The organism is Acinetobacter sp. AOR43_HL, assembly GCF_027854635.1.
Taxonomy (GTDB): domain Bacteria; phylum Pseudomonadota; class Gammaproteobacteria; order Pseudomonadales; family Moraxellaceae; genus Acinetobacter; species Acinetobacter pittii.
Window position 1 is genome coordinate 21,292 of sequence record NZ_JAKTHX010000026.1, and the last position, 18,273, is coordinate 39,564.

18 protein-coding genes are annotated in these 18,273 nt (G+C 40.3%); 10 read left to right on the forward strand and 8 right to left on the reverse strand.

Annotated features, from left to right (window positions below; genetic code table 11):
- Positions 1–46: 46 nt before the first annotated feature.
- The 5 genes from MKL33_RS10085 (at position 47) to MKL33_RS10105 (ending at position 4,026) form a co-directional block, all read left to right on the forward strand.
- Positions 47–829 (forward strand): GNAT family N-acetyltransferase, encoded by a 783-nt coding sequence (locus MKL33_RS10085; RefSeq protein WP_002121744.1) that lies wholly within the window; start codon positions 47–49, stop codon positions 827–829.
- Between the two features lie 106 nt (positions 830–935).
- Positions 936–1,784 (forward strand): class II glutamine amidotransferase, encoded by an 849-nt coding sequence (locus MKL33_RS10090; RefSeq protein ID WP_270906898.1) that lies wholly within the window; start codon positions 936–938, stop codon positions 1,782–1,784.
- 251 nt (positions 1,785–2,035) lie between these two features.
- Positions 2,036–2,491, forward strand: coding sequence for a bacteriohemerythrin (locus MKL33_RS10095; protein WP_002121698.1), 456 nt, complete (start codon positions 2,036–2,038; stop codon positions 2,489–2,491).
- A gap of 153 nt (positions 2,492–2,644) precedes the next feature.
- Complete coding sequence (locus MKL33_RS10100; RefSeq protein WP_270906899.1) at positions 2,645–3,712, forward strand: hypothetical protein; 1,068 nt, start codon at positions 2,645–2,647, stop codon at positions 3,710–3,712.
- A complete protein-coding gene (locus MKL33_RS10105; RefSeq protein ID WP_270906900.1) occupies positions 3,712–4,026 on the forward strand; it encodes an RnfH family protein in 315 nt (104 codons plus the stop codon). The genes MKL33_RS10100 and MKL33_RS10105 overlap by 1 nt, the downstream gene beginning before the upstream one ends.
- A gap of 64 nt (positions 4,027–4,090) precedes the next feature.
- On the opposite strand, the gene MKL33_RS10110 is transcribed toward MKL33_RS10105, so the two are convergent.
- Positions 4,091–4,489: an outer membrane protein assembly factor BamE gene (locus MKL33_RS10110; protein ID WP_002121740.1), complete on the reverse strand. Its 399-nt coding sequence runs from the start codon at positions 4,487–4,489 to the stop codon at positions 4,091–4,093.
- A 111-nt stretch (positions 4,490–4,600) separates the two neighbouring features.
- On the opposite strand from MKL33_RS10110, the gene fur reads away from it, so the two are divergent.
- The gene (gene fur, locus MKL33_RS10115; protein WP_002121758.1) at positions 4,601–5,038 is read left to right on the forward strand and encodes a ferric iron uptake transcriptional regulator; all 438 of its coding nucleotides are present in this window, start codon (positions 4,601–4,603) and stop codon (positions 5,036–5,038) included.
- A gap of 69 nt (positions 5,039–5,107) precedes the next feature.
- On the opposite strand, the gene MKL33_RS10120 is transcribed toward fur, so the two are convergent.
- Together MKL33_RS10120 and MKL33_RS10125 are read right to left on the reverse strand one after the other, a co-directional pair.
- The gene (locus MKL33_RS10120; RefSeq protein ID WP_057074043.1) at positions 5,108–6,226 is read right to left on the reverse strand and encodes a PilT/PilU family type 4a pilus ATPase; all 1,119 of its coding nucleotides are present in this window, start codon (positions 6,224–6,226) and stop codon (positions 5,108–5,110) included.
- 19 nt (positions 6,227–6,245) lie between these two features.
- The gene (locus MKL33_RS10125) at positions 6,246–7,283 is read right to left on the reverse strand and encodes a type IV pilus twitching motility protein PilT (protein ID WP_002121749.1); all 1,038 of its coding nucleotides are present in this window, start codon (positions 7,281–7,283) and stop codon (positions 6,246–6,248) included.
- Positions 7,284–7,409: 126 nt separating this feature from the next.
- Between MKL33_RS10125 and MKL33_RS10130 the strand changes: the two genes are divergently transcribed.
- A complete protein-coding gene (locus tag MKL33_RS10130) occupies positions 7,410–8,102 on the forward strand; it encodes a YggS family pyridoxal phosphate-dependent enzyme (RefSeq protein WP_032057669.1) in 693 nt (230 codons plus the stop codon).
- 200 nt (positions 8,103–8,302) lie between these two features.
- Here the strand turns inward: MKL33_RS10130 and MKL33_RS10135 are convergent, their stop codons facing one another.
- A complete protein-coding gene (locus MKL33_RS10135; RefSeq protein WP_270906901.1) occupies positions 8,303–11,899 on the reverse strand; it encodes an AAA family ATPase in 3,597 nt (1,198 codons plus the stop codon).
- A 9-nt stretch (positions 11,900–11,908) separates the two neighbouring features.
- Positions 11,909–13,177, reverse strand: a complete 1,269-nt coding sequence (locus MKL33_RS10140; protein WP_270906902.1) for an exonuclease SbcCD subunit D — start codon at positions 13,175–13,177, stop codon at positions 11,909–11,911.
- Positions 13,178–13,368: 191 nt separating this feature from the next.
- Between MKL33_RS10140 and MKL33_RS10145 the strand changes: the two genes are divergently transcribed.
- On the forward strand, positions 13,369–13,815 hold the full coding sequence (locus tag MKL33_RS10145; RefSeq protein WP_270906908.1) for an OsmC family protein: 447 nt from the start codon (positions 13,369–13,371) through the stop codon (positions 13,813–13,815).
- Positions 13,816–13,891: 76 nt separating this feature from the next.
- Here MKL33_RS10145 and MKL33_RS10150 read toward each other — a convergent pair whose 3' ends face one another.
- The gene (locus MKL33_RS10150; protein WP_270906903.1) at positions 13,892–14,269 is read right to left on the reverse strand and encodes a VOC family protein; all 378 of its coding nucleotides are present in this window, start codon (positions 14,267–14,269) and stop codon (positions 13,892–13,894) included.
- Between the two features lie 380 nt (positions 14,270–14,649).
- Here MKL33_RS10150 and MKL33_RS10155 point away from each other — a divergent pair, with 380 nt between their 5' ends.
- Together MKL33_RS10155 and MKL33_RS10160 are read left to right on the forward strand one after the other, a co-directional pair.
- A complete protein-coding gene (locus tag MKL33_RS10155) occupies positions 14,650–15,102 on the forward strand; it encodes an ABZJ_00895 family protein (protein ID WP_017386708.1) in 453 nt (150 codons plus the stop codon).
- Positions 15,103–15,185: 83 nt separating this feature from the next.
- Positions 15,186–16,091, forward strand: a complete 906-nt coding sequence (locus MKL33_RS10160; RefSeq protein WP_270906904.1) for a TIGR01777 family oxidoreductase — start codon at positions 15,186–15,188, stop codon at positions 16,089–16,091.
- Here MKL33_RS10160 and MKL33_RS10165 read toward each other — a convergent pair.
- Entirely contained in the window at positions 16,083–17,198 is a 1,116-nt protein-coding gene (locus MKL33_RS10165) for an NAD(P)/FAD-dependent oxidoreductase (protein ID WP_119686023.1), read from the reverse strand. The two genes, MKL33_RS10160 and MKL33_RS10165, sit on opposite strands and share 9 nt — an antisense overlap.
- Positions 17,199–17,223: 25 nt before the next feature.
- Entirely contained in the window at positions 17,224–18,237 is a 1,014-nt protein-coding gene (gene hemB / locus MKL33_RS10170) for a porphobilinogen synthase (protein WP_004748084.1), read from the reverse strand.
- Positions 18,238–18,273: the final 36 nt, after the last annotated feature.

Genomic DNA, 18,273 nt, shown 5'->3' on the forward strand with positions numbered 1-18,273 from the left:
TCATGAGCTTTGACTAGTGTAGGTGGTGTCACTAGGAGCGTTCATTATGCTGGAAAAATTTAATCAATATCGCCAAACCTGGACTTTACCTTTAAATCGTCATAAAGCAATAAATCAGACGCAATTTCGTTTTGAGTGGGTTGATAATTTAAAAGAATTACAAGATGTACAACGGTTTCGTGCACAACAATTTAGTCAACAATTCGGAATCAAGTTTGAAGATAACTTAGACCAAGATATTTACGATTTTGGTTGTGAACATGCGGTCTTGCGTGAAAAGTGGACTGGAGAAATTGTAGCGTATACGCGTTTAAAACTATTTCAAGGCCATGAAATAGCACAGAGTTATAGCGCACATGAGTTTGATATAGTTCCTCAGTTATCGCATCTTCCAAATGTGTTAGAAATAGGCCGTACCTGTGTACATCCTCGCTTTCGTAATGGTAAAGCGTTATCTATGCTGTGGTTAAACCTTGCACCGAAAGTGCTATGGTCAATGCGTGCTAAATATTTAATGGGCTGTGTCAGCATTCATTTACAAGATAATTTGGCTAGAGCGTACTACACGCATCGCCAGATTCAGCAGTTACCAGAAAGTAAAACGATTGATATCCGTTCGAAAAAAATCTATGAACCTGAATATCCTGAATTTAGCTTCCCACAAGATGAACGTATGCCCAAGCTATTCCAAATGTATCTGAGCATGCAGTCAAAACTATCGAAACAGGCTTTTTTTGATGAAGAGTTTAACTGTTTGGATTATTTTGTATTTCTTGAGGTGAATAAAGTCGCGACCTCGTTTGTCATGAATAAAATGGTGCAGCGTTAATCATATTTCCTATTTTGTAATAGCCAGCACATATTGAGATTTGCAAGCACTTTTACTCTCATGCACAATAGAGCAGATGGGGTAATTAGAAGTAGTTTAAAGCGATATGTGCCAGCTATTAGGAATGAATTGTGCAACACCAACGGATATCACTTTTTCCTTCCGTGGTTTTTCACAGCGTGCAGGAATTACCTCAGATCATAGTGATGGGTTTGGCATTGCATTTTTCGAAGATAAGGCGTGCCGTTTATTCGTTGATAACCAATCGGCAGTTGAGTCTCCAATTGCTGATCTCGTTCGTAATTATCCTATTAAATCACGCAACGTGATTGCACATATCCGCAAAGCTACTCAAGGTAAAATCACTTTAGAAAACTCTCATCCGTTTATTCGAGAGTTGTGGGGGCGACACTGGATCTTTGCCCATAATGGTGATTTACATGACTTTAATCCGCCGTTAAGTGGACGTTTCACACCAGTAGGTAATACCGATAGTGAGCGTGCATTTTGTTATTTGCTCGATCAACTCGTTGAAGCTTTTGGTTATGAAGAACCAAGTCTTGAACAGATATTTGAAGTGTTAGAAAAGATTTCTCCACAAATTGCAGAATACGGCACATTTAATTATTGCCTATCTAATGGCAAAGCATTATTTAGTTATGCCATTACTAAATTACATTGGCTCGTTCGTGAATATCCATTTAATTATGCTCATTTAATTGATTTAGATGTCGAAGTCGATTTTAGCCAGGTAACCACTCCAGAAGACCGTGTGGCAGTAATAACAACTGAACCTTTAACACATAATGAAAATTGGACAGCATACCAACCTGGTGAAATGATTTTATTTCAATATGGTAAACCAATTAAAAAGGCTATTACCTTTGTAGAAAGATTAAAGCGCGAACAGGAAAATCCTAAACTTAAACGTATTACGCGTGCAGATCAGTATTAATATAAAATACATTTAAAATATATGAATAAGGATATTTATATATTTTCATCATTTAATAATTAAATAGTTTGTTTAAAAAATACTTTATTATTTTAGTTGGTTAATTTTAATTAAATATTTTAAAAACAATAACTTGAGTTGAATGTAATTTTTATATGTTAAAGCCGACAAAATAGGTTTGTTTTTATTTATATTCTTTAAATATATCATGGAGTTTATGCAACGATCATTAAGCATCATTGGGGAGATGTATGAAAATGAAATGGGCTTCAGAATATAATACGGGTATTGATGTTATTGATGAGCAACATAAACGAATACTTGATTATATTAATGAAATTGATGATGTAAAAGATGAAGAAGACAGACGTCGAATTAAAGATGTTCTAGACAATATTATCGATTATACGCAATCACATTTTACTTTCGAAGAAAGTTTGCAAGAGGAAGCTGATTATAAATATCGTGTACCTCATAAACGTGTACATGATTTATTTATTAAAAAAATAGAGCTATATCGTGAACGTTTTGAAATGGGACACACGATTGAAGCAGAATTACAAGAAATTTTGGCTAAATGGTTAATTAACCATATTCAACATGATGATGCCGATTATGTAGGAGCAGTAAAAGAAAATATGATGGGAATTATTAGAGAAAAAGAAAAGAAAAAAGGGAAAAACTGGTTTGCTCGGTTTTTCTCATAACCTGAAATAAAAATAACTCATAATTTCAGTTAGCGCGGCAAACTATCTATTCGGTAGTTTGCTTTTTTTATTGAGCAAACTTTGATTTTCAAGCATGACACGGGCAAAATATCTCTAGTCTTTTTCAAGGAATGCATAATGCAGGACATACCTATGTCACGATGGTTATCGCCCCTGATGGCGTTTTGCTTATCTTTCATCATTATGGCGACATTGGCACCCACAATGGGAATCCAGATTGATCGTCAACTCGATTTCTGGTTATTGTGGTTAGGCACAATGTTGTTATTGGCACTACCAGTTTGTTATTTGGAAATTGCTTTAGCAAAACGGTCGAAGACTACAGCCTTAAATGCTTTATCAAGTTTAACTCGTGAAGCAGATAGTTCCCCAAAATGGCGTTTGGTTGGCTGGCTTGCAGTTATTTTTATTCCATTTTTAGCTGGTAATGTATTAAGTACAGCTGGCAATTTACTGACTACACAACTTAATAATAGTGTTTCAGGGCAACTTGTTTTTGCTGGTCTTGCTGTTGTGGCCCTCATTTTATCCTTTATTCCACGTCAGATTTTAATCTTACTGATGACGGTTGGTGTAATTGCTTCTCTTGTTTTAGCTAACACGATGGGAACGACTTTACAGCCTTGGCATTGGACCAATGTTGAGTTTAAAGAGTGGGGTAATGCAACTGTACTTGCACTTGTTGCGAGTGGGCTAGGTTTAGGGCTTTACTGGCAAAATAGTGTAGGTGCTGTTCAGTCGCAAGAAGGTGCAACGAAAACTGTTCTTCCAATTTGGTTAGCTCAGTTAATTGCTGTGATTGCCTTTGGTTTCTTTTCTTTACAAGCACAGCTTCCTGTTTTTACTTGGATCTTTACCGCAGTAATGACAACAGCGTTATTTGTGCAATTGGCTAGAGAGCAGCTTGCTCAGCGTCAGCTTATGCCTATTTTACAGTGGGTGATTATTGTTGTAGCGATTGTTGTTTGGGCTGTACCTGAGCTTCATAACATCTTTACGCTGATTTTGATGCTTTGGGGATTACTCATTTGCTTGATCTATGCCATTTTTGCTGGCTGGATTATGAAAATTAGCCATTTGCGTAAATCTATGAATTTTAGCAATGAGTTGTTTTATAACTTATGGCGTATTGCAGTACGTATTGTATTGCCGCTTTCAATTGTCATTGCCATGATTGCTGTGATTGGACAAATGATCTGATGGAAAAAGCTCAGCAAGTGTGGGTTGCTTATGCAGCCCCAGAGCAACAGTTTTTAGTTGCTATTCCATTTCAAGCTGGTATGACTGCATTACAAGCAGTTGAGGCGAGTGGCTTGCAGACACAGGTCAGTTTGCCTGAGTCATTACAACTTGGCATCTTTGGTGCAAAAGTTGAAGCACATGCGATTTTGCAAGCTGGTGATCGAGTTGAGGTTTATCGACCTTTAACCATTAATCCTAAAGATATACGTCGTAAACGCGCTGAGAAAAACCCTGTGGGGCGATATATTAAAAGTAATCGCTTTAAGCAATAAGCCCCATAAACAAAACCCCTCAAAGTATTTCACTTGAGGGGTTTATTTTTATTAGAAAAAACGATTATAGTGGTGGTGCAGTTAAAATCGCTTCTTTAGAAGCAGGTAAACCTGGTTGCGATTCTGGAATAGTTTCTAAACCTTCAATTTTAGTTACTGTGCCAGTGCCATCAAAGTAAATTTTTAAATGCTGACCATGTGCTGCGGGGATTTTTGCTTTTTTAGCATAAGTTCCCGGGATATAGTTGTAAATGTAGTCCCAACGTAGAGGATTGAGGGGATCAGTCACAGTTGGACTACCAAGCAAAAAACGCACTTGCTGGAAATTCATGCCGACTTGTACTTGAGAGGCTTGAGCTTTGGTCAATGGAGTCCCTTGAGGAATATCAACCTTATATACACCAAAGATTGAACAACCAGCAAGGAGTGAAGTGACTAATAACGTCAGCACGAGTTTTTGCATTTTGCTACACTATCCCAATAAATTATGATGCATTTGATCAAAGGATAGATCATACTTCATCTAAATTCTATTGCCTATTCCAACTTGAGATTTGTTGAGAGACCTTTTTTCATGCCTATTTCCAATCAAGATTTGCGCAAAGCTGGACTTAAAGTTACCCTTCCTCGAATTAAGATTTTGGAATTATTAGAAAATTCAAAACAACATCATCTTAGCGCTGAAGATATTTACAAGACTTTGTTAGAACAAGGGGAAGATGTCGGCCTTGCGACAGTTTACCGTGTGTTAACACAATTTGAAGCTGCAGGTATCATTCAGCGCCACCATTTCGAAAATAATCATTCTGTTTTCGAAATTATGCAAGAAGATCACCACGATCATTTGGTTTGTCATAATTGCAACAAAGTTATTGAATTTACTAATGATGTTATCGAGAAAGAACAGCATGCTGTAGCTGAGCAACATGGGTTTACCTTAACGGGTCACTCATTAAACCTCTACGGTTACTGTAACGAACCTGAATGTCAGGAAGTTCTGCGCAAGAAATAATCGTTTTCACACAAAGAAAACAAATAAAAAAGGAAGGTTACGTTTAACCTTCCTTTTTTTATGAAGAAATTACTGTCGGTCGAAGGTTAAATGCTGATTTGTGCCTGCAATTTGATCTGGACCTTCTTCGGCAAGCTTAATTGTTAAACGCAAATCGTTTGGTGAGTCGGCATGTTTTAATGCATCTTTGTAGGTAATTTGGCCTGACTTATAAAGATCAAACAGTGCTTGGTCAAAAGTTTGCATACCGAGTTCACGTGAGCGTTTCATTAAATCTTTAATTTCATGAATTTCGCCTTTACGAATATAGTCTGAAATTAATGGTGAGTTAATGAGAATCTCAATCGCTGCACGGCGCGAATTACCATCTGGAGTCGGAATAAGTTGCTGTGCAATCATGGCCTTTAAGTTAAGCGATAAGTCCATGTAGAGCTGGCTATGACGGTCACTTTCAAAGAAGTGAATAATACGGTCGAGCGCTTGGTTGGCGTTGTTTGCATGCATCGTTGCTAATACAAGGTGACCTGTTTCAGCAAAGCCAATCGCGTAGTCCATCACTTCACGCGTACGAATCTCACCAATCAAAATCACATCGGGTGCTTGTCGCAAAGTATTCTTTAAGGCAATTTCAAATGAGTCTGTGTCGATGCCTACTTCACGTTGGGTAATGATGCAGCCAGCGTGTTCATGAATAAACTCGATAGGGTCTTCAATGGTAATGATATGACCTTTAGAGTTATGGTTCCGATAGCTAATCATTGAAGCCAATGATGTCGATTTACCTGTACCTGTTGCCCCTACAAAAATAATGATGCCGCGTTTGGTCATCGATAAATCTTTAAGCACTGGCGGTAATTGTAAGTCATCAATTGAAGGAATTTTAGTTTCAATTCGACGTAACACCATGCCTGGCATGTCGCGTTGCTGAAAAGCACTCACACGAAAGCGGGCAGTTTTATCACGGTTCATAATGGCAAAGTTACATTCACGAGTCTCAGCAAATTCTTTGCGTTGTTTTTCACTCATGATGGAATGTAATAGTTGTCCAATAATTTCGCCTGAAAGACTATTTTTTGAAATGGGAACAATTTGTCCGTTAATCTTCATCGATGGTGCAACGCCATCTGTAATAAAGAGGTCGGATGATTTTTTTTCAACCATCAGGTTGAGCAGGTCATTAAAATCCATATTTATTCTCTAATTATTTTTATAGGAATGATTCAGGCTGTTTAGCAGCAGTACGTGCGGTTTGTGGGCTGATCACACCGCGAGACACCAAATTTTTTAAGCTTTGGTCGAGGGTGGTCATGCCATGATTTGCGCCAGTCTGAATAGCTGAATACATTTGCGCGACTTTGTTTTCACGAATTAAGTTACGAATGGCAGGAATACCAATCATGATTTCATGAGCTGCGACACGACCGCCGCCATTCTTTTTAAGCAGGGTTTGTGAAATTACAGCCTGCAATGATTCAGACAGCATGGCACGAACCATATCTTTTTCTTCGGCAGGGAATACGTCAATCACACGGTCAATGGTTTTCGCAGCAGAAGTGGTATGCAGCGTACCAAACACCAAATGACCTGTTTCGGCAGCAGTAAGCGCTAAACGAATAGTCTCGAGGTCACGCATCTCACCGACCAAAATAATATCTGGGTCTTCACGCAGTGCTGAACGTAGTGCCTCATTAAAGCCGTGTGTATCACGATGCACTTCACGTTGGTTAATCAGGCATTTCTTAGACTGATGTACAAATTCGATAGGGTCTTCAACCGTTAGAATGTGGTCATAACGATTTTCGTTGATGTAGTCCATCATCGCTGCAAGCGTCGTTGATTTACCTGAACCTGTTGGACCTGTCACCAGTACAATCCCGCGAGGATAGTCACAAATGTCTTTAAAGATTTGTCCTAAGCCTAAATCTTCCATGGTGAGTACTTTGGACGGAATGGTACGAAACACTGCACCCGCACCACGGTTTTGGTTAAATGCGTTTACACGGAAACGAGCAACGTTGGGCACTTCAAAAGAAAAGTCGGTTTCGAGTTTTTCTTCGTAGTCACGACGCTGTTTATCATTCATGATGTCGTAGACCAAACGATGAACATCTTTATGATCTAGAGCAGGTAAGTTAATGCGACGGACTTCACCATCCACGCGAATCATTGGTGGCATGCCAGCAGATAGGTGTAAATCGGACGCGCCATTTTTCACAGAGAAGGCGAGTAGCTCTGTAATATCCATAATTTCCCCAAGTAAATCAAAATATGTCATTATTTTGTAGAATAATATACGGCTTTCACCGAGGCTTACCAACACCTCGCTTTAGGTGAAAAGCAAAAAAGTTTTTTGAAAATGAGAACCTTGTCAATGAATTACCTGCAAGATGCGCGTCAGCACGTATTACAGCAAATCCAAACTGCTTGTGAACATGCTCAACGTGCGCCTGAAACTGTGCAACTTTTAGCCGTATCGAAAACACATCCAAGTGAAAGTTTGCGTGAAATGTATGCAGCAGGACAAAGAGCATTTGGCGAAAACTATTTGCAAGAAGCTTTGGAAAAAATCGAAGCTTTACACGATTTAGATATTGAATGGCATTTTATTGGTCATGTTCAACGCAACAAGACGAAGCATTTGGCCGAGAAATTTGATTGGGTACATGGTGTAGATCGTTTAATTATTGCTGAGCGATTATCTAACCAACGTGGCGATGATCAATCTGCACTTAATATTTGTTTGCAAGTCAATATTGATGGGCAAGACAGTAAAGATGGTTGTGCACCAGATGAAGTTGCCGAGCTGGTTGCTCAAATCAGTCAATTACCAAAAATCAAGTTACGCGGTTTAATGGTCATTCCAGCACCTGACAATACTGCTGCATTTGCAGATGCTAAAGCCTTGTTTGATGCTGTGAAAGACCAACATGCCCACCCACAAGATTGGGATACTTTAAGTATGGGAATGTCGAGTGATTTAGAGGCTGCAATTGCTGCTGGTTCAACCATGGTTCGTGTAGGAACAGCCTTATTTGGTGCTAGAGACTATTCGCAAAAAGGCTGATGTAAGCTTTATCTTACAGAAACTGCGGCCTTTTGCGGCTATGGCAGACAACGTTTTTTTCGTACTATGAACTCATCAGGAAACAGGATGTTTCTAAGAATAACAATAAACAGTGATGAATGGATGCATACAGGTACGACAGGAGTTATACCAACGCAGAATCTAAAAAAGCCCCGACAGGATGTCGGGGCTTTTTAGTTTTAACCTACTACTTCAATGGTACTTGCACCCGCGCCGAGTGGTTTTACCTGAATTTGTACAGGAATACGTTCATGCATTTCTTGAATGTGTGAGATGAGAATGACTTGGCGTCCCTGATTTTGCAATTGATCTAAAGCATTCATGACCATGTGCAAAGAAGAAGCATCCAAAGTACCAAACCCTTCATCAATAAACAGAGATTCAATTTTCATTGAACCCGAGGCCATATTGGCAATGGCTAAAGACAAGGCAAGCGCTGTTAAGAATGATTCACCGCCAGATAAAGAGGCAACAGAGCGGGTTTCTCCATCCATATCGTGGTCAATAATCGCAAGACTTAAAGACTGATCTAGGCGTTTAAGCGTATAGCGCTGAGATAGCATCGCCAGTTGCTGGTTAGCATGTTCCACTAAAATATCTAGGTGATATTGCTGGGCATAGTCGCGGAACTCTTTACCTTTTGCATCACCAATCAAGCCTGAAATTTTGCTCCAGCGATGTTCTTCTTGCTGAATATTTTGAATTTGCTCGGCGTATTGTTGCTGTTTAGCCAGATTTTGCTGATGGACTTCAAGCTTAAGCTTAAGACGATCACGTACGTCAAGCTGTGCTTTGAGTTCTACAATATTGTTTTGAATAAGGCTAACAAGCTTTTCATATTCAATATCTGGCTGATTTTGTAAGTGCTCGTTCAATTGCTCTTGCATAGTTTTGAGAGCAGAAGAGGCTTCACTTAATAAACGCTCTGCATAATTAAGACGGTTACGAATGTCTTGCTCTTGGGCTGAATTAATTTGTATGAGTGCCGTAAGATCAGATGCTTGAAAATCAGTATGGGCTTTTAACCAGTTTTGAATTTGCTCATCAACTTGCTGTTGATGTTGTGCGGTGTGTTGATACTGATGTTTAAGTTGATCGAGCGCCTGTTTTTGTTGTTCAAAGTGTTGTCTGGTTTGTTCGAAACGCTGTTTAGCCTCATGATACGCCGTTTGTTGTTGCTGACGTTTGGCGTCATGCTCAATTAACCATTCATGTGGTTTAATATCGGTACGGCCTGTCATTTGCTGAATGAGCGATACCGCTTTTTCATTATTTTGTTGGCCTTTAAGCGTAATTTCTTTGAGATTTTGATCGACCTCATCAATTTGCTTGGTCATTTGCTCAAGGTTGGCAGCTAACATTTTAAGTTCTTGTTGTTGCTGTTCAAAACGCTGTGAAAGCTGTTCTTGTTGCTCAAGTTGCTTAGCACGTACGTCTAAAATTGACCAAGTCTGCTTAGCTGTTTGGCTACTCGATTGCTGCCATGCGTGCTGTTCGGCTTCAGATAGACACTCAACAATATGTTGAACTTGTTGTTGCCATTGCTGTGCCGTATTGAGCAAGCTTTCATTGCGCTGAATCGTTTGAACAAGCTGATTGTTTTGTTTAATCGCTTGGGTTAAACGCAAGTTTTCTGAGTCAAATGAACTTATGGCAGTTTGCGCGGCTTGTCTGAGTTCGTTCAGCGTTAGCAAGATTTGTTCAGGAGCTTGATTAAGCTCAATTTGCAATTGATTGAGGCTAAACTGCTGCTCAAGTTCTTGCTGCAAGCTTGATTGTTTGGCTTTAAGTTGAGTTAGGTATTTCTGAACTTGCTCAAGCTCGGCGCTACACTGGGTCAGTGTTTGTTGTTGGGTTTGCCATGCGTTAAATTTGGTTTGCTCTAGTGCTACTGCCTGTTGCTCTTGTTGTTGCTGCAAGTCGAATAAAGCTTTAGAGATTGCACTGTCATCAACACGATAGGGGTGATGTGTGCTTCCACACACTAAGCAAGCTTCACCGTCTTTAAGATTGGCCCGTAGCTGCTCAATATTTTCGGTGTGTAATAAACGCTGCTGTTGCAGGATGTGCTGTAACTTTTCATGTTCATTTTTTGCTGTTTGGTACTCTTGCTCGGCAAACTGGCAAACGGTTTTAAGCTGCTGCTCTTGGGCTGAGGTCTGTTTCTGTTTTTCGGTGAATTGCTGAAGCTCAGCATATAGCTCATAATAAATTTTTATTTTCTGTTGAATCAGATCTAACTGAGTGATTTGAGCAAGCTTCTGATCTTTGTCTTTATGCTGTTGTTCAAGTTTTAACTCAATCTGTTCAACTGTGCCGAGTGAAGCTGTCAGTTGTTCGAGTTCACTTTTAGCTTCCGCTAGCTTTTGGCGGGCAAGGGTAGGGTTTCCGAGCTGTTGTTCGATTGCTTGGTAATTTTGAATAAATTGTCCGAGCTGATGCAGATGCGCTGAAAGGCCTTTGTCCAATACAGCATATTGCTGAGTCTGAGTAAGCTGCTGTTGTAGGTGAATTTTGTTCTGCTCAAGTTGTACAATCTGCTGTTGCACAGTGTATTGCTGTTGTTGCACTGGACTGAGTTTCTGCTCAAGTACATTTTTCTTTTCTTTGCACTTTTTATATTCATCGGCAATAAAAGCACGTTCTTGAATGGACTGTCGAACTTGATTTAAAGCTTGTTGATGCTGTTGCTCAAAATCAAGCGTCTGTTTGAGTTCTTGTTCTGCGAGTTGATACTGTTTTTGTCCGGTTTCAAAAATTTGTACTAAATCATTAAACTTGGTTTGCGCTTGCTGAATTTGCGGCTCAAGTTGTTGTAGGGCTTGTAAATTTTGAGCTTGCTGAAAAACTTGTGGACGTATTTCAGAGAAAACTTCGAGTCGTTTTAATTGCTCACGCTCACCAGCCAATTGTTGATGATGATTTTGCTGTGCTTGAAACTGTTGCTCTTTAGCTTGAACTTCTTGCTCAAGTTTCGCCTTACGCTCAAACCATTGTTGCTGTTTGTCTAAGACATTTTTTTGTTGTTCTAACTTTTGATGGTTTTGCTCGGCTTGCTGATATTGCTCGGTAAATGCAGCAATCTCTTCATCAGACAAAATTTCAATGTGGCCTAAGAACTCTTCCAGCTGTTTACGCTGCTTTGCTATATCTGCCGTTTTGCGAAAAGCCAGTTCACCGATTTTGGCGAAAATGCTGGAGTTGGTCAGGTACTCGAGTAACTCTCCACGTTCGCTGTCTCGTGCTTTTAAAAACGCAGTCACTTCTGACTGAGCAAGTAGTACAGCACGAGTAAACTGTTCAAAAGAAAGCTGGGTAATTTGTTTAACTTTTTCATCAACCGCTTTGGCTTTGTCGGCAAGCACGACACCATCGGTTAAGCATTTTAAGTGGCGCTGTACGCTTTGTAATTTACCATTTGGGTTTTCACGTGCCCGCTTAATTTCCCAACGAGCCAAATAGCGTTTTTGATCTTGTGCAATAAAGCAAAGCTCAGCAAAACCATGTCCTGTACCACGGCGTAATACAGTCAAAGGTGAGTTAGTGAGTAACTCTGAACCATCGACATCTTTTAATTTACCGTCGCTGTCTTTAAGGCGAGGAACCCGATTAAACAAAGCCAGACACATTGCATCTAAAATAGTTGACTTACCTGCGCCAGTTTTCCCCACAATTGCAATAAGACCAGCATGGGCGAGAGGTGCGCTTTCGAAATCAATAAAGTGTTCATCAGAAAGAGATGCCAGATTTTTTATTCGAATGGATAAAATTTTCATGACATATCCTTAAGGGGTTGCATCATTTTCAAGATGTTTTTGTGCTTCTTGTACTAGGCTTAGAAAATCTTTTAATACTGCATCATCGGCGCTGTAACCTTGTTTTTCCCAGATATTTTGAAAGAGTTTTTCTGGTGTTGGTGGTTCAAGTGCGATTTGCTGAGTAGTGTTTGAGTCAGTCGAGTCTTTATTCACATATTGACGTGAAATACGTACTAAACGATAGCGGTCAGGTGGTAGGGCCGCTTCAAACTGCTGACGTAGATTAGGCTGTGGCGGCGTTAAGCTATAATATTCAATATCCACATATTCACGGTGGTCAATATTCTCAATTACGCCGTTTGGCAAGGCTTTGAGTTGTTGTAGCACCTCATTTAACTCACCACGAATGCGGTGCAACTGTATACAACGTGGAATTTCGACAGCGTCAAATTGCAAACGGTTGTCTGTGTCTTGAGTCGGATCAACTTTGACTTCAACTACTTGGTGCTTGTAATTAATTTCACTAAAAGAAAGCGGAATGGGTGAACCGCTATAACGAATGTGTGGCTGACCTACTTTTTGTGGTTTATGCAAATGCCCTAAAGCGACATAGTCGACAGCATCTTCAAATAAAGTCGTTGAAAGTGCCTCTTCGTTACCAATAATGATTGGGCGCTCAGAGTCAGATGTTTCCCCACCTTGCATATGCGCATGTGACATCAAAATAAGCGCTTGGTCTGGTGTCTTGCGACGTTTGGCTTCAGCAATGAGTTGCTGGTGCAAATAGGCAATCGCATTTTTGCTGTTAGTGGTATGTTCATTAAAGCCCGTAATTTCGGCCGAGCGTAAAAAAGGTAGGGCAAGGCACCATGCTACAATCTCTTGATTTTGATTATAAATAGGTAAAAGTAGTCGATCGAGATCTAGGGTTTTATCTTCATTCCAGCGAACCAAGCCCACGGTTTTTGCATTGTATTTTTCTAAAAGTGGTTCGACCTGTTCAATACGGTAACCTGAGTCATGATTACCCGCAATCATGAGCGTTTGCATGTGTGGTGCAATACGGTGTGCATCTGCTAAAAATTGGTAGAGTTGTTTTTGTGCTTGAGAACCCGGGTTAATGACATCAAAAATATCGCCGGCGATGAGTAGAGCATGCGGCTGTTTTTCTTGAATTTGAGTGAGTAACCAGCTTAAAAATTGTTGGTGTTCGTAGTGTCGTGAGTGATTATAAAAAAACTGCCCCAAATGCCAGTCAGAAGTATGTAGAAAATGTACGGACATAGAAACAGACATCAAGTCAAAATAAACACAGATACGTTAGCATAAATTGGCAAGAGATTTTATCAAGACATTTTAAAGTGCTCGTTATTTAAGCCCATAGTAAAACTTGAATTAAATTTTTCACTTTAAACCCTGCTTTGTTACTATCAGGGCAAACCATGAACTTTGAGAATAAAATGACCATTCACGAATAAGAAGTAAAAATACAGTGGGAAGGCAATACGGGTACAGGCACTTCTTCTTATTGTTCATATAAACGAGATTTTAGTATTCAACATCCACAAAAGGCCACGATTCAAGGTTCATCAGACCCTGCCTATTTAGGCGATGTGACTAGATGGAACCCAGAAGATTTATTGGTTGCATCAGCTTCAGCTTGTCATAAGCTTTGGTATTTACATCTGTGTGCAGTCAATCATATTCATGTGCTGAGTTATGTCGACAAAGCACTTGGCTTTATGGAGGATGCAGATCCAGTTAAACGTGGTCACTTTACCCAAATTATTTTAAGACCAGAGATTGTTTTGGAAAAAGGTGCCGATCAAGAACTTGCTGCAAAACTACATGAAGAAGCGCATCATGAATGCATGATTGCCAATTCGATGAATTTCCCAATTACATGTGAAGCAAGCTTTAGCTTTGCCGAATAATTAATATGAAATAGCCACCGTTAAAAAGGCGGTGCCTATACATTAAAAAAATAAATAGAGTCGTTAAATAAGATCTTTAAGCTGCATTTTCATCGACTTGAAAAATACCAAAAACGTTGTGGTCTAAATCGACAAAATAGCCATGCCAAGCGCGGCCCGGAATAGCGAATTTATCCATCGCGATAATGCCACCTTGCTCTAAAATTTTTGCAGCCACTTCATCGAAGTTTTCGACCTGAACCGAACAGGTAAATGCGTTGGTGCCATATTCCATTGGCGGGGTTTGAGCGGGGCGTTTTAATAGTCCACCCATAATCGAAGGTGTCTCTATGTGATAATATTCAATCGGTAAGTTTGGATCTAATTTAAATTGCCAACCAAACACAGCTTGATAAAACTGCGCATCGCGGGCAGGGTTTGAAGACTGGATTTCAAAATAGGCAATAGTGTTCATATTATTTAAATCATATTTTTATGGTGCAAAAAGTATACGCATAGCCTTTATAGCCACGAAAGCACTATTGTGTATGGTGAGCGTAAAATAAATGAAAGTGCTAGAAAATAAAAACCGACGATTCGAGTGATGAGAGAATCGTCGGTCAAAAACTTCATCAAGGGTTTCGGCTGCTAACAAAACCTAATCCGAAGGAAGGAAAGAGTCGTAATGAAAGGTCACCGAAACAATTTTGCGGATGCCGTGCAAAGGAAGTATTCGGTTGCTGCGACCTTGTTACCCTATATAACGTCAAGAGATCAGGATTGGTTGACAGAAAAATGAAAAAAAATCGAAAAAAATTTATAATTATTTTTTGAACCCATAAATTAGGCAAAAATATGACCAAATTACGTTCTTACTTTCTCTGGTTTTTTGGTTTATGCATTGTGCTCACCTTAATTGTAGGTGTTGTTGCAGCACTATTACCAGCGAGTGTAGGTGGTATTTTAACAGCCGTTCCATATTTAGGCGCAATGATTTTTGTCTTATTTAAATTTTTAAAGAAAGAACGCCGTGCCCCGACTGTACCAGAAAAAAAGAAATTTACTTTGGGTTTTACCCTGATTTTTTGGGGCTATAACTTGTGTGGTGTTTTATTTGGTCTGTTTTTATTTGCAAGAAAAGACCCTGAGATTTTGCAGAACTTTATGCTTTACCTCAAACAGCCTCAGTTCTTGAGCATTATGGTGATTATGCTTTTAATGTTAGCTATCCCGCTTTATTTAATTACCTACTGGTTTTATGGCAAACAAGCACAGCGAATGGCTGACAAAATGTTTAATGTGCAATAGATCACTACATAAACAGCTACGTTTAAATATAAATGAGTCTTATACAATTAAATAAAACTTGAATCCTCAGCTTAGGAGGAAATATGAATAAGAATGTATTAATTACAGGTGCAAGTGGTTTTATCGGAACGCATTTAATTAAATTCCTCTTACAGAAAAATTATAACGTGATTGCGGTGACACGGCAGGCTGGAAAGGAATCTGACCATCCTGCCTTGCAATGGGTGCAAAAGTTTGAAGATATTTCGACACGTCAAATTGACTATGTGGTGAATTTGGCAGGCGCAAATATTGGCGAGAAACGCTGGACCGAGTCACGTAAAAAACAACTCATTGAAAGCCGAGTAAATACGACCCAAAAACTGTATGCATGGCTCAAGCAGTCTGAAATTTTTCCCGAAGTGATTGTCTCTGGCTCCGCAATTGGTTATTACGGAATAGATGATCAAGAAAAGTGGACAGAAGTGTGCACAGAACAAAGCTCGCCACAGCCCATTTTCATGTCTCAGCTTTGCCAAGAGTGGGAACGCGTAGCGTTAGCAGACGCTCAGCAAAATACTAAAATTATTCGTTTAGGTGTAGTGTTTGGGCAGGGCGGTGGCATTTTGCCTAAAATGTTGCTTCCTATTCGACTCAATTTAGTCGGTCAAATTGGTCACGGTCGTCAGCCTGTAGTTTGGGTACACATTGAAGATGTATTAAATGCAATAGAGTTTATATTTCAGCATCCTCAATCTGCTCAAATTCACAATATAGTAGCGCCAGAAAACGTGGCTCAAAAAGCTTTTATTGAACAAGCTGCTGAGGTTTTAAATAAGAAACCACTGTTGTCAGCACCAAGCACGGTTTTCCGCTGTTTGTTGGGCGAACAGTCGCAATTGATCTTAAATGGTCAGTACGTCAAACCCGCTGCCTTACAAGCAGAAGGCTTTGAGTTTGCTTATCCCAAGTTAAAAGCAGCTTTAGAAAATATACTCGCGTCAGGCTAAGATTTTATTTTGCAAGCGCTCTGGTGAATATGCTTTGGCATCAACTAAGGTTGGTTGACCTAGCATAAGCTGACGGAGCAATTGCGCAGAACCTGCGCCCATACACAAACCATTTCTAAAGTGACCAAAGTTTGCCCATAGGTTGTCCATTTCGGGCATTTTGCCAATGTAGGGAACGCCATTTGGTGAACTTGGTCTGAGTCCTGCCCAGCGCTGTACAATCGGGAAATCGGCCAGTTCAGGCACCATTTCTAAACACGCTTCTAAAATATTGTGCTGAGTGGTTTCATCGGTAGAGGTGTCAAAACCACGATGTGCCATGCTTGACCCGCACACGATATGACCGTCCATACGTGGAATCAAATACATGACTCGATTCATACACATGGTCGGTAGCCAGTGAGCAGGGGTTTTAAATAACAGCATTTGACCTTGAACAGGTTCGACTGGAATTTCGAGTTGCAATTGTGAGTTCCAGTAATGGCTCCATGCGCCCGAAGTTATTACAAAATGGTCTGCTGTATGTTTGCGACCATCTTCGGTTTGGAGCGCTTGTATGACATCACCTTGTTGAATCAGTTTTTTAACAGGAGTGTGTTCAAAAAACTCAACATTCGGATGTTGTTTTAAATAGCTAATGAGGGACTGTAATACGCGTGGATTACGAATATTAGACAGTTCAGGGAAATAAATCGCTTCTTGGAACTGTTCGGAAATATGCGGATTGACTTGTTCTAACGCATCTCGCTGTAAATATTCACAGCGCTGCATCGGTTCTTGATGCTGCTCGGCGTAGGAAAGCCCAACGTCAAAATCTTCTTCATCAAAAATCAGCATGCCTGTGTCATGAATTTCAAAATCAATACCTGTAACAGGGTAGAGCTTTTGGTTCCATGCTTGATAAGAGGCTTTGCCAAATTGAGCAAGTTGATTCACTGCATGCACATAGCGCCACGGGTACATCGGAGAGAGAATACCTCCGCCAGCCCAAGAGGCTGCTTGTCCCGCTTGTTGTTGATCAAAAATGCTGATCGTACAGCCTTGTTCAACCAACTCCAGCGCAGACATTAATCCACTTATGCCCGCGCCAATGATTGCAATATGCATGCAGTGTTATCCTTTCTCTGCGAACTTAGTTCATTTCCTTGAGTTTTTCAGCAGCGGTTTCTGCAAAGTAAGTCCAGATCCCGTCTGCACCAGCGCGGCGGCAGCACATGAGTGATTCTAAAATCACTGAGTCTGATAACCAGCCATTTTGAATTGCGCCGGCTAACATTGCATATTCGCCACTCACTTGGTAAATGAATGTAGGAACACCAAAGGTATCTTTCACTTCACGTACCACATCCAGATATGGCATGCCTGGTTTTACAATTACCATGTCGGCACCTTCTTGAATATCAAGCGCGATTTCATGTAAAGCTTCGGCACGGTTGGCAAAGTCCATCTGGTAGTTATATTTATTACCACCTTTGAGGTTGGATGCAGAGCCAACAGCATCACGGAACGGACCATAGAAGCTAGATGCATATTTCGCAGAGTAAGCCATGATGTTGGTGTAGATGTGACCATTAGCTTCTAAAGCCTGACGAATTGCGCCAATACGGCCATCCATCATGTCACTTGGAGCAATCACTTCGGCACCTGCTTCTGCGTGACTTAAGGCTTGTTTAATCAAGCATTCTACAGTCTCGTCATTTAGCACATAGCCTGTCTCATCAATAATGCCGTCTTGACCATGCGTGGTGTATGGGTCGAGGGCACCATCGGTAATTAACACCATTTCTGGTAATTCTTTTTTAAGCAGACGGCAGGTGGTTTGTACTAAACCATCTTCACGCCATGCAGCTTCTGCGGTGAGGCTTTTATCTTCTTGCGGGGTAACTGGAAAAAGAGCCAGTTTTGATACGCCCAATTCCAGAAGTCTTTCAGCTTTTTTCAGTAACAAATCTGCCGACAAACGCTGAATGTTTGGCATACTTGGAATATCTTGGGTTTGATTTTGTCCTGGTAATACAAATACTGGATAAATCAAGTGATTGGTAGTGAGCTGTGTTTCGCTGACCATCGCACGCAACTGGTCATTTTTACGGATACGGCGCATGCGAGTGGCTGGAAATGCAGGACGATTGAACGTATAAGTCATAACAATCTCGATGTTCGGTATTACACTAGGATAGGT

Excerpts from the sequence above, each read along its gene's own strand:
- hemB (WP_004748084.1), bottom strand. The coding sequence starts at position 18,237 with ATGACTTATACGTTCAATCGTCCTGCATTTCCAGCCACTCGCATGCGC.
- MKL33_RS10125 (WP_002121749.1), bottom strand. The coding sequence starts at position 7,283 with ATGGATATTACAGAGCTACTCGCCTTCTCTGTGAAAAATGGCGCGTCC.
- MKL33_RS10155 (WP_017386708.1), top strand. The coding sequence starts at position 14,650 with ATGACCAAATTACGTTCTTACTTTCTCTGGTTTTTTGGTTTATGCATT.
- MKL33_RS10090 (WP_270906898.1), top strand. The coding sequence starts at position 936 with ATGTGCCAGCTATTAGGAATGAATTGTGCAACACCAACGGATATCACT.
- MKL33_RS10095 (WP_002121698.1), top strand. The coding sequence starts at position 2,036 with ATGAAAATGAAATGGGCTTCAGAATATAATACGGGTATTGATGTTATT.
- MKL33_RS10165 (WP_119686023.1), bottom strand. The coding sequence starts at position 17,198 with ATGCATATTGCAATCATTGGCGCGGGCATAAGTGGATTAATGTCTGCG.
- MKL33_RS10160 (WP_270906904.1), top strand. The coding sequence starts at position 15,186 with ATGAATAAGAATGTATTAATTACAGGTGCAAGTGGTTTTATCGGAACG.
- MKL33_RS10085 (WP_002121744.1), top strand. The coding sequence starts at position 47 with ATGCTGGAAAAATTTAATCAATATCGCCAAACCTGGACTTTACCTTTA.
- MKL33_RS10120 (WP_057074043.1), bottom strand. The coding sequence starts at position 6,226 with ATGGATTTTAATGACCTGCTCAACCTGATGGTTGAAAAAAAATCATCC.
- MKL33_RS10150 (WP_270906903.1), bottom strand. The coding sequence starts at position 14,269 with ATGAACACTATTGCCTATTTTGAAATCCAGTCTTCAAACCCTGCCCGC.
- MKL33_RS10140 (WP_270906902.1), bottom strand. The coding sequence starts at position 13,177 with ATGTCTGTTTCTATGTCCGTACATTTTCTACATACTTCTGACTGGCAT.
- MKL33_RS10110 (WP_002121740.1), bottom strand. The coding sequence starts at position 4,489 with ATGCAAAAACTCGTGCTGACGTTATTAGTCACTTCACTCCTTGCTGGT.
- MKL33_RS10130 (WP_032057669.1), top strand. The coding sequence starts at position 7,410 with ATGAATTACCTGCAAGATGCGCGTCAGCACGTATTACAGCAAATCCAA.
- MKL33_RS10135 (WP_270906901.1), bottom strand. The coding sequence starts at position 11,899 with ATGAAAATTTTATCCATTCGAATAAAAAATCTGGCATCTCTTTCTGAT.
- MKL33_RS10105 (WP_270906900.1), top strand. The coding sequence starts at position 3,712 with ATGGAAAAAGCTCAGCAAGTGTGGGTTGCTTATGCAGCCCCAGAGCAA.
- MKL33_RS10100 (WP_270906899.1), top strand. The coding sequence starts at position 2,645 with ATGTCACGATGGTTATCGCCCCTGATGGCGTTTTGCTTATCTTTCATC.
- fur (WP_002121758.1), top strand. The coding sequence starts at position 4,601 with ATGCCTATTTCCAATCAAGATTTGCGCAAAGCTGGACTTAAAGTTACC.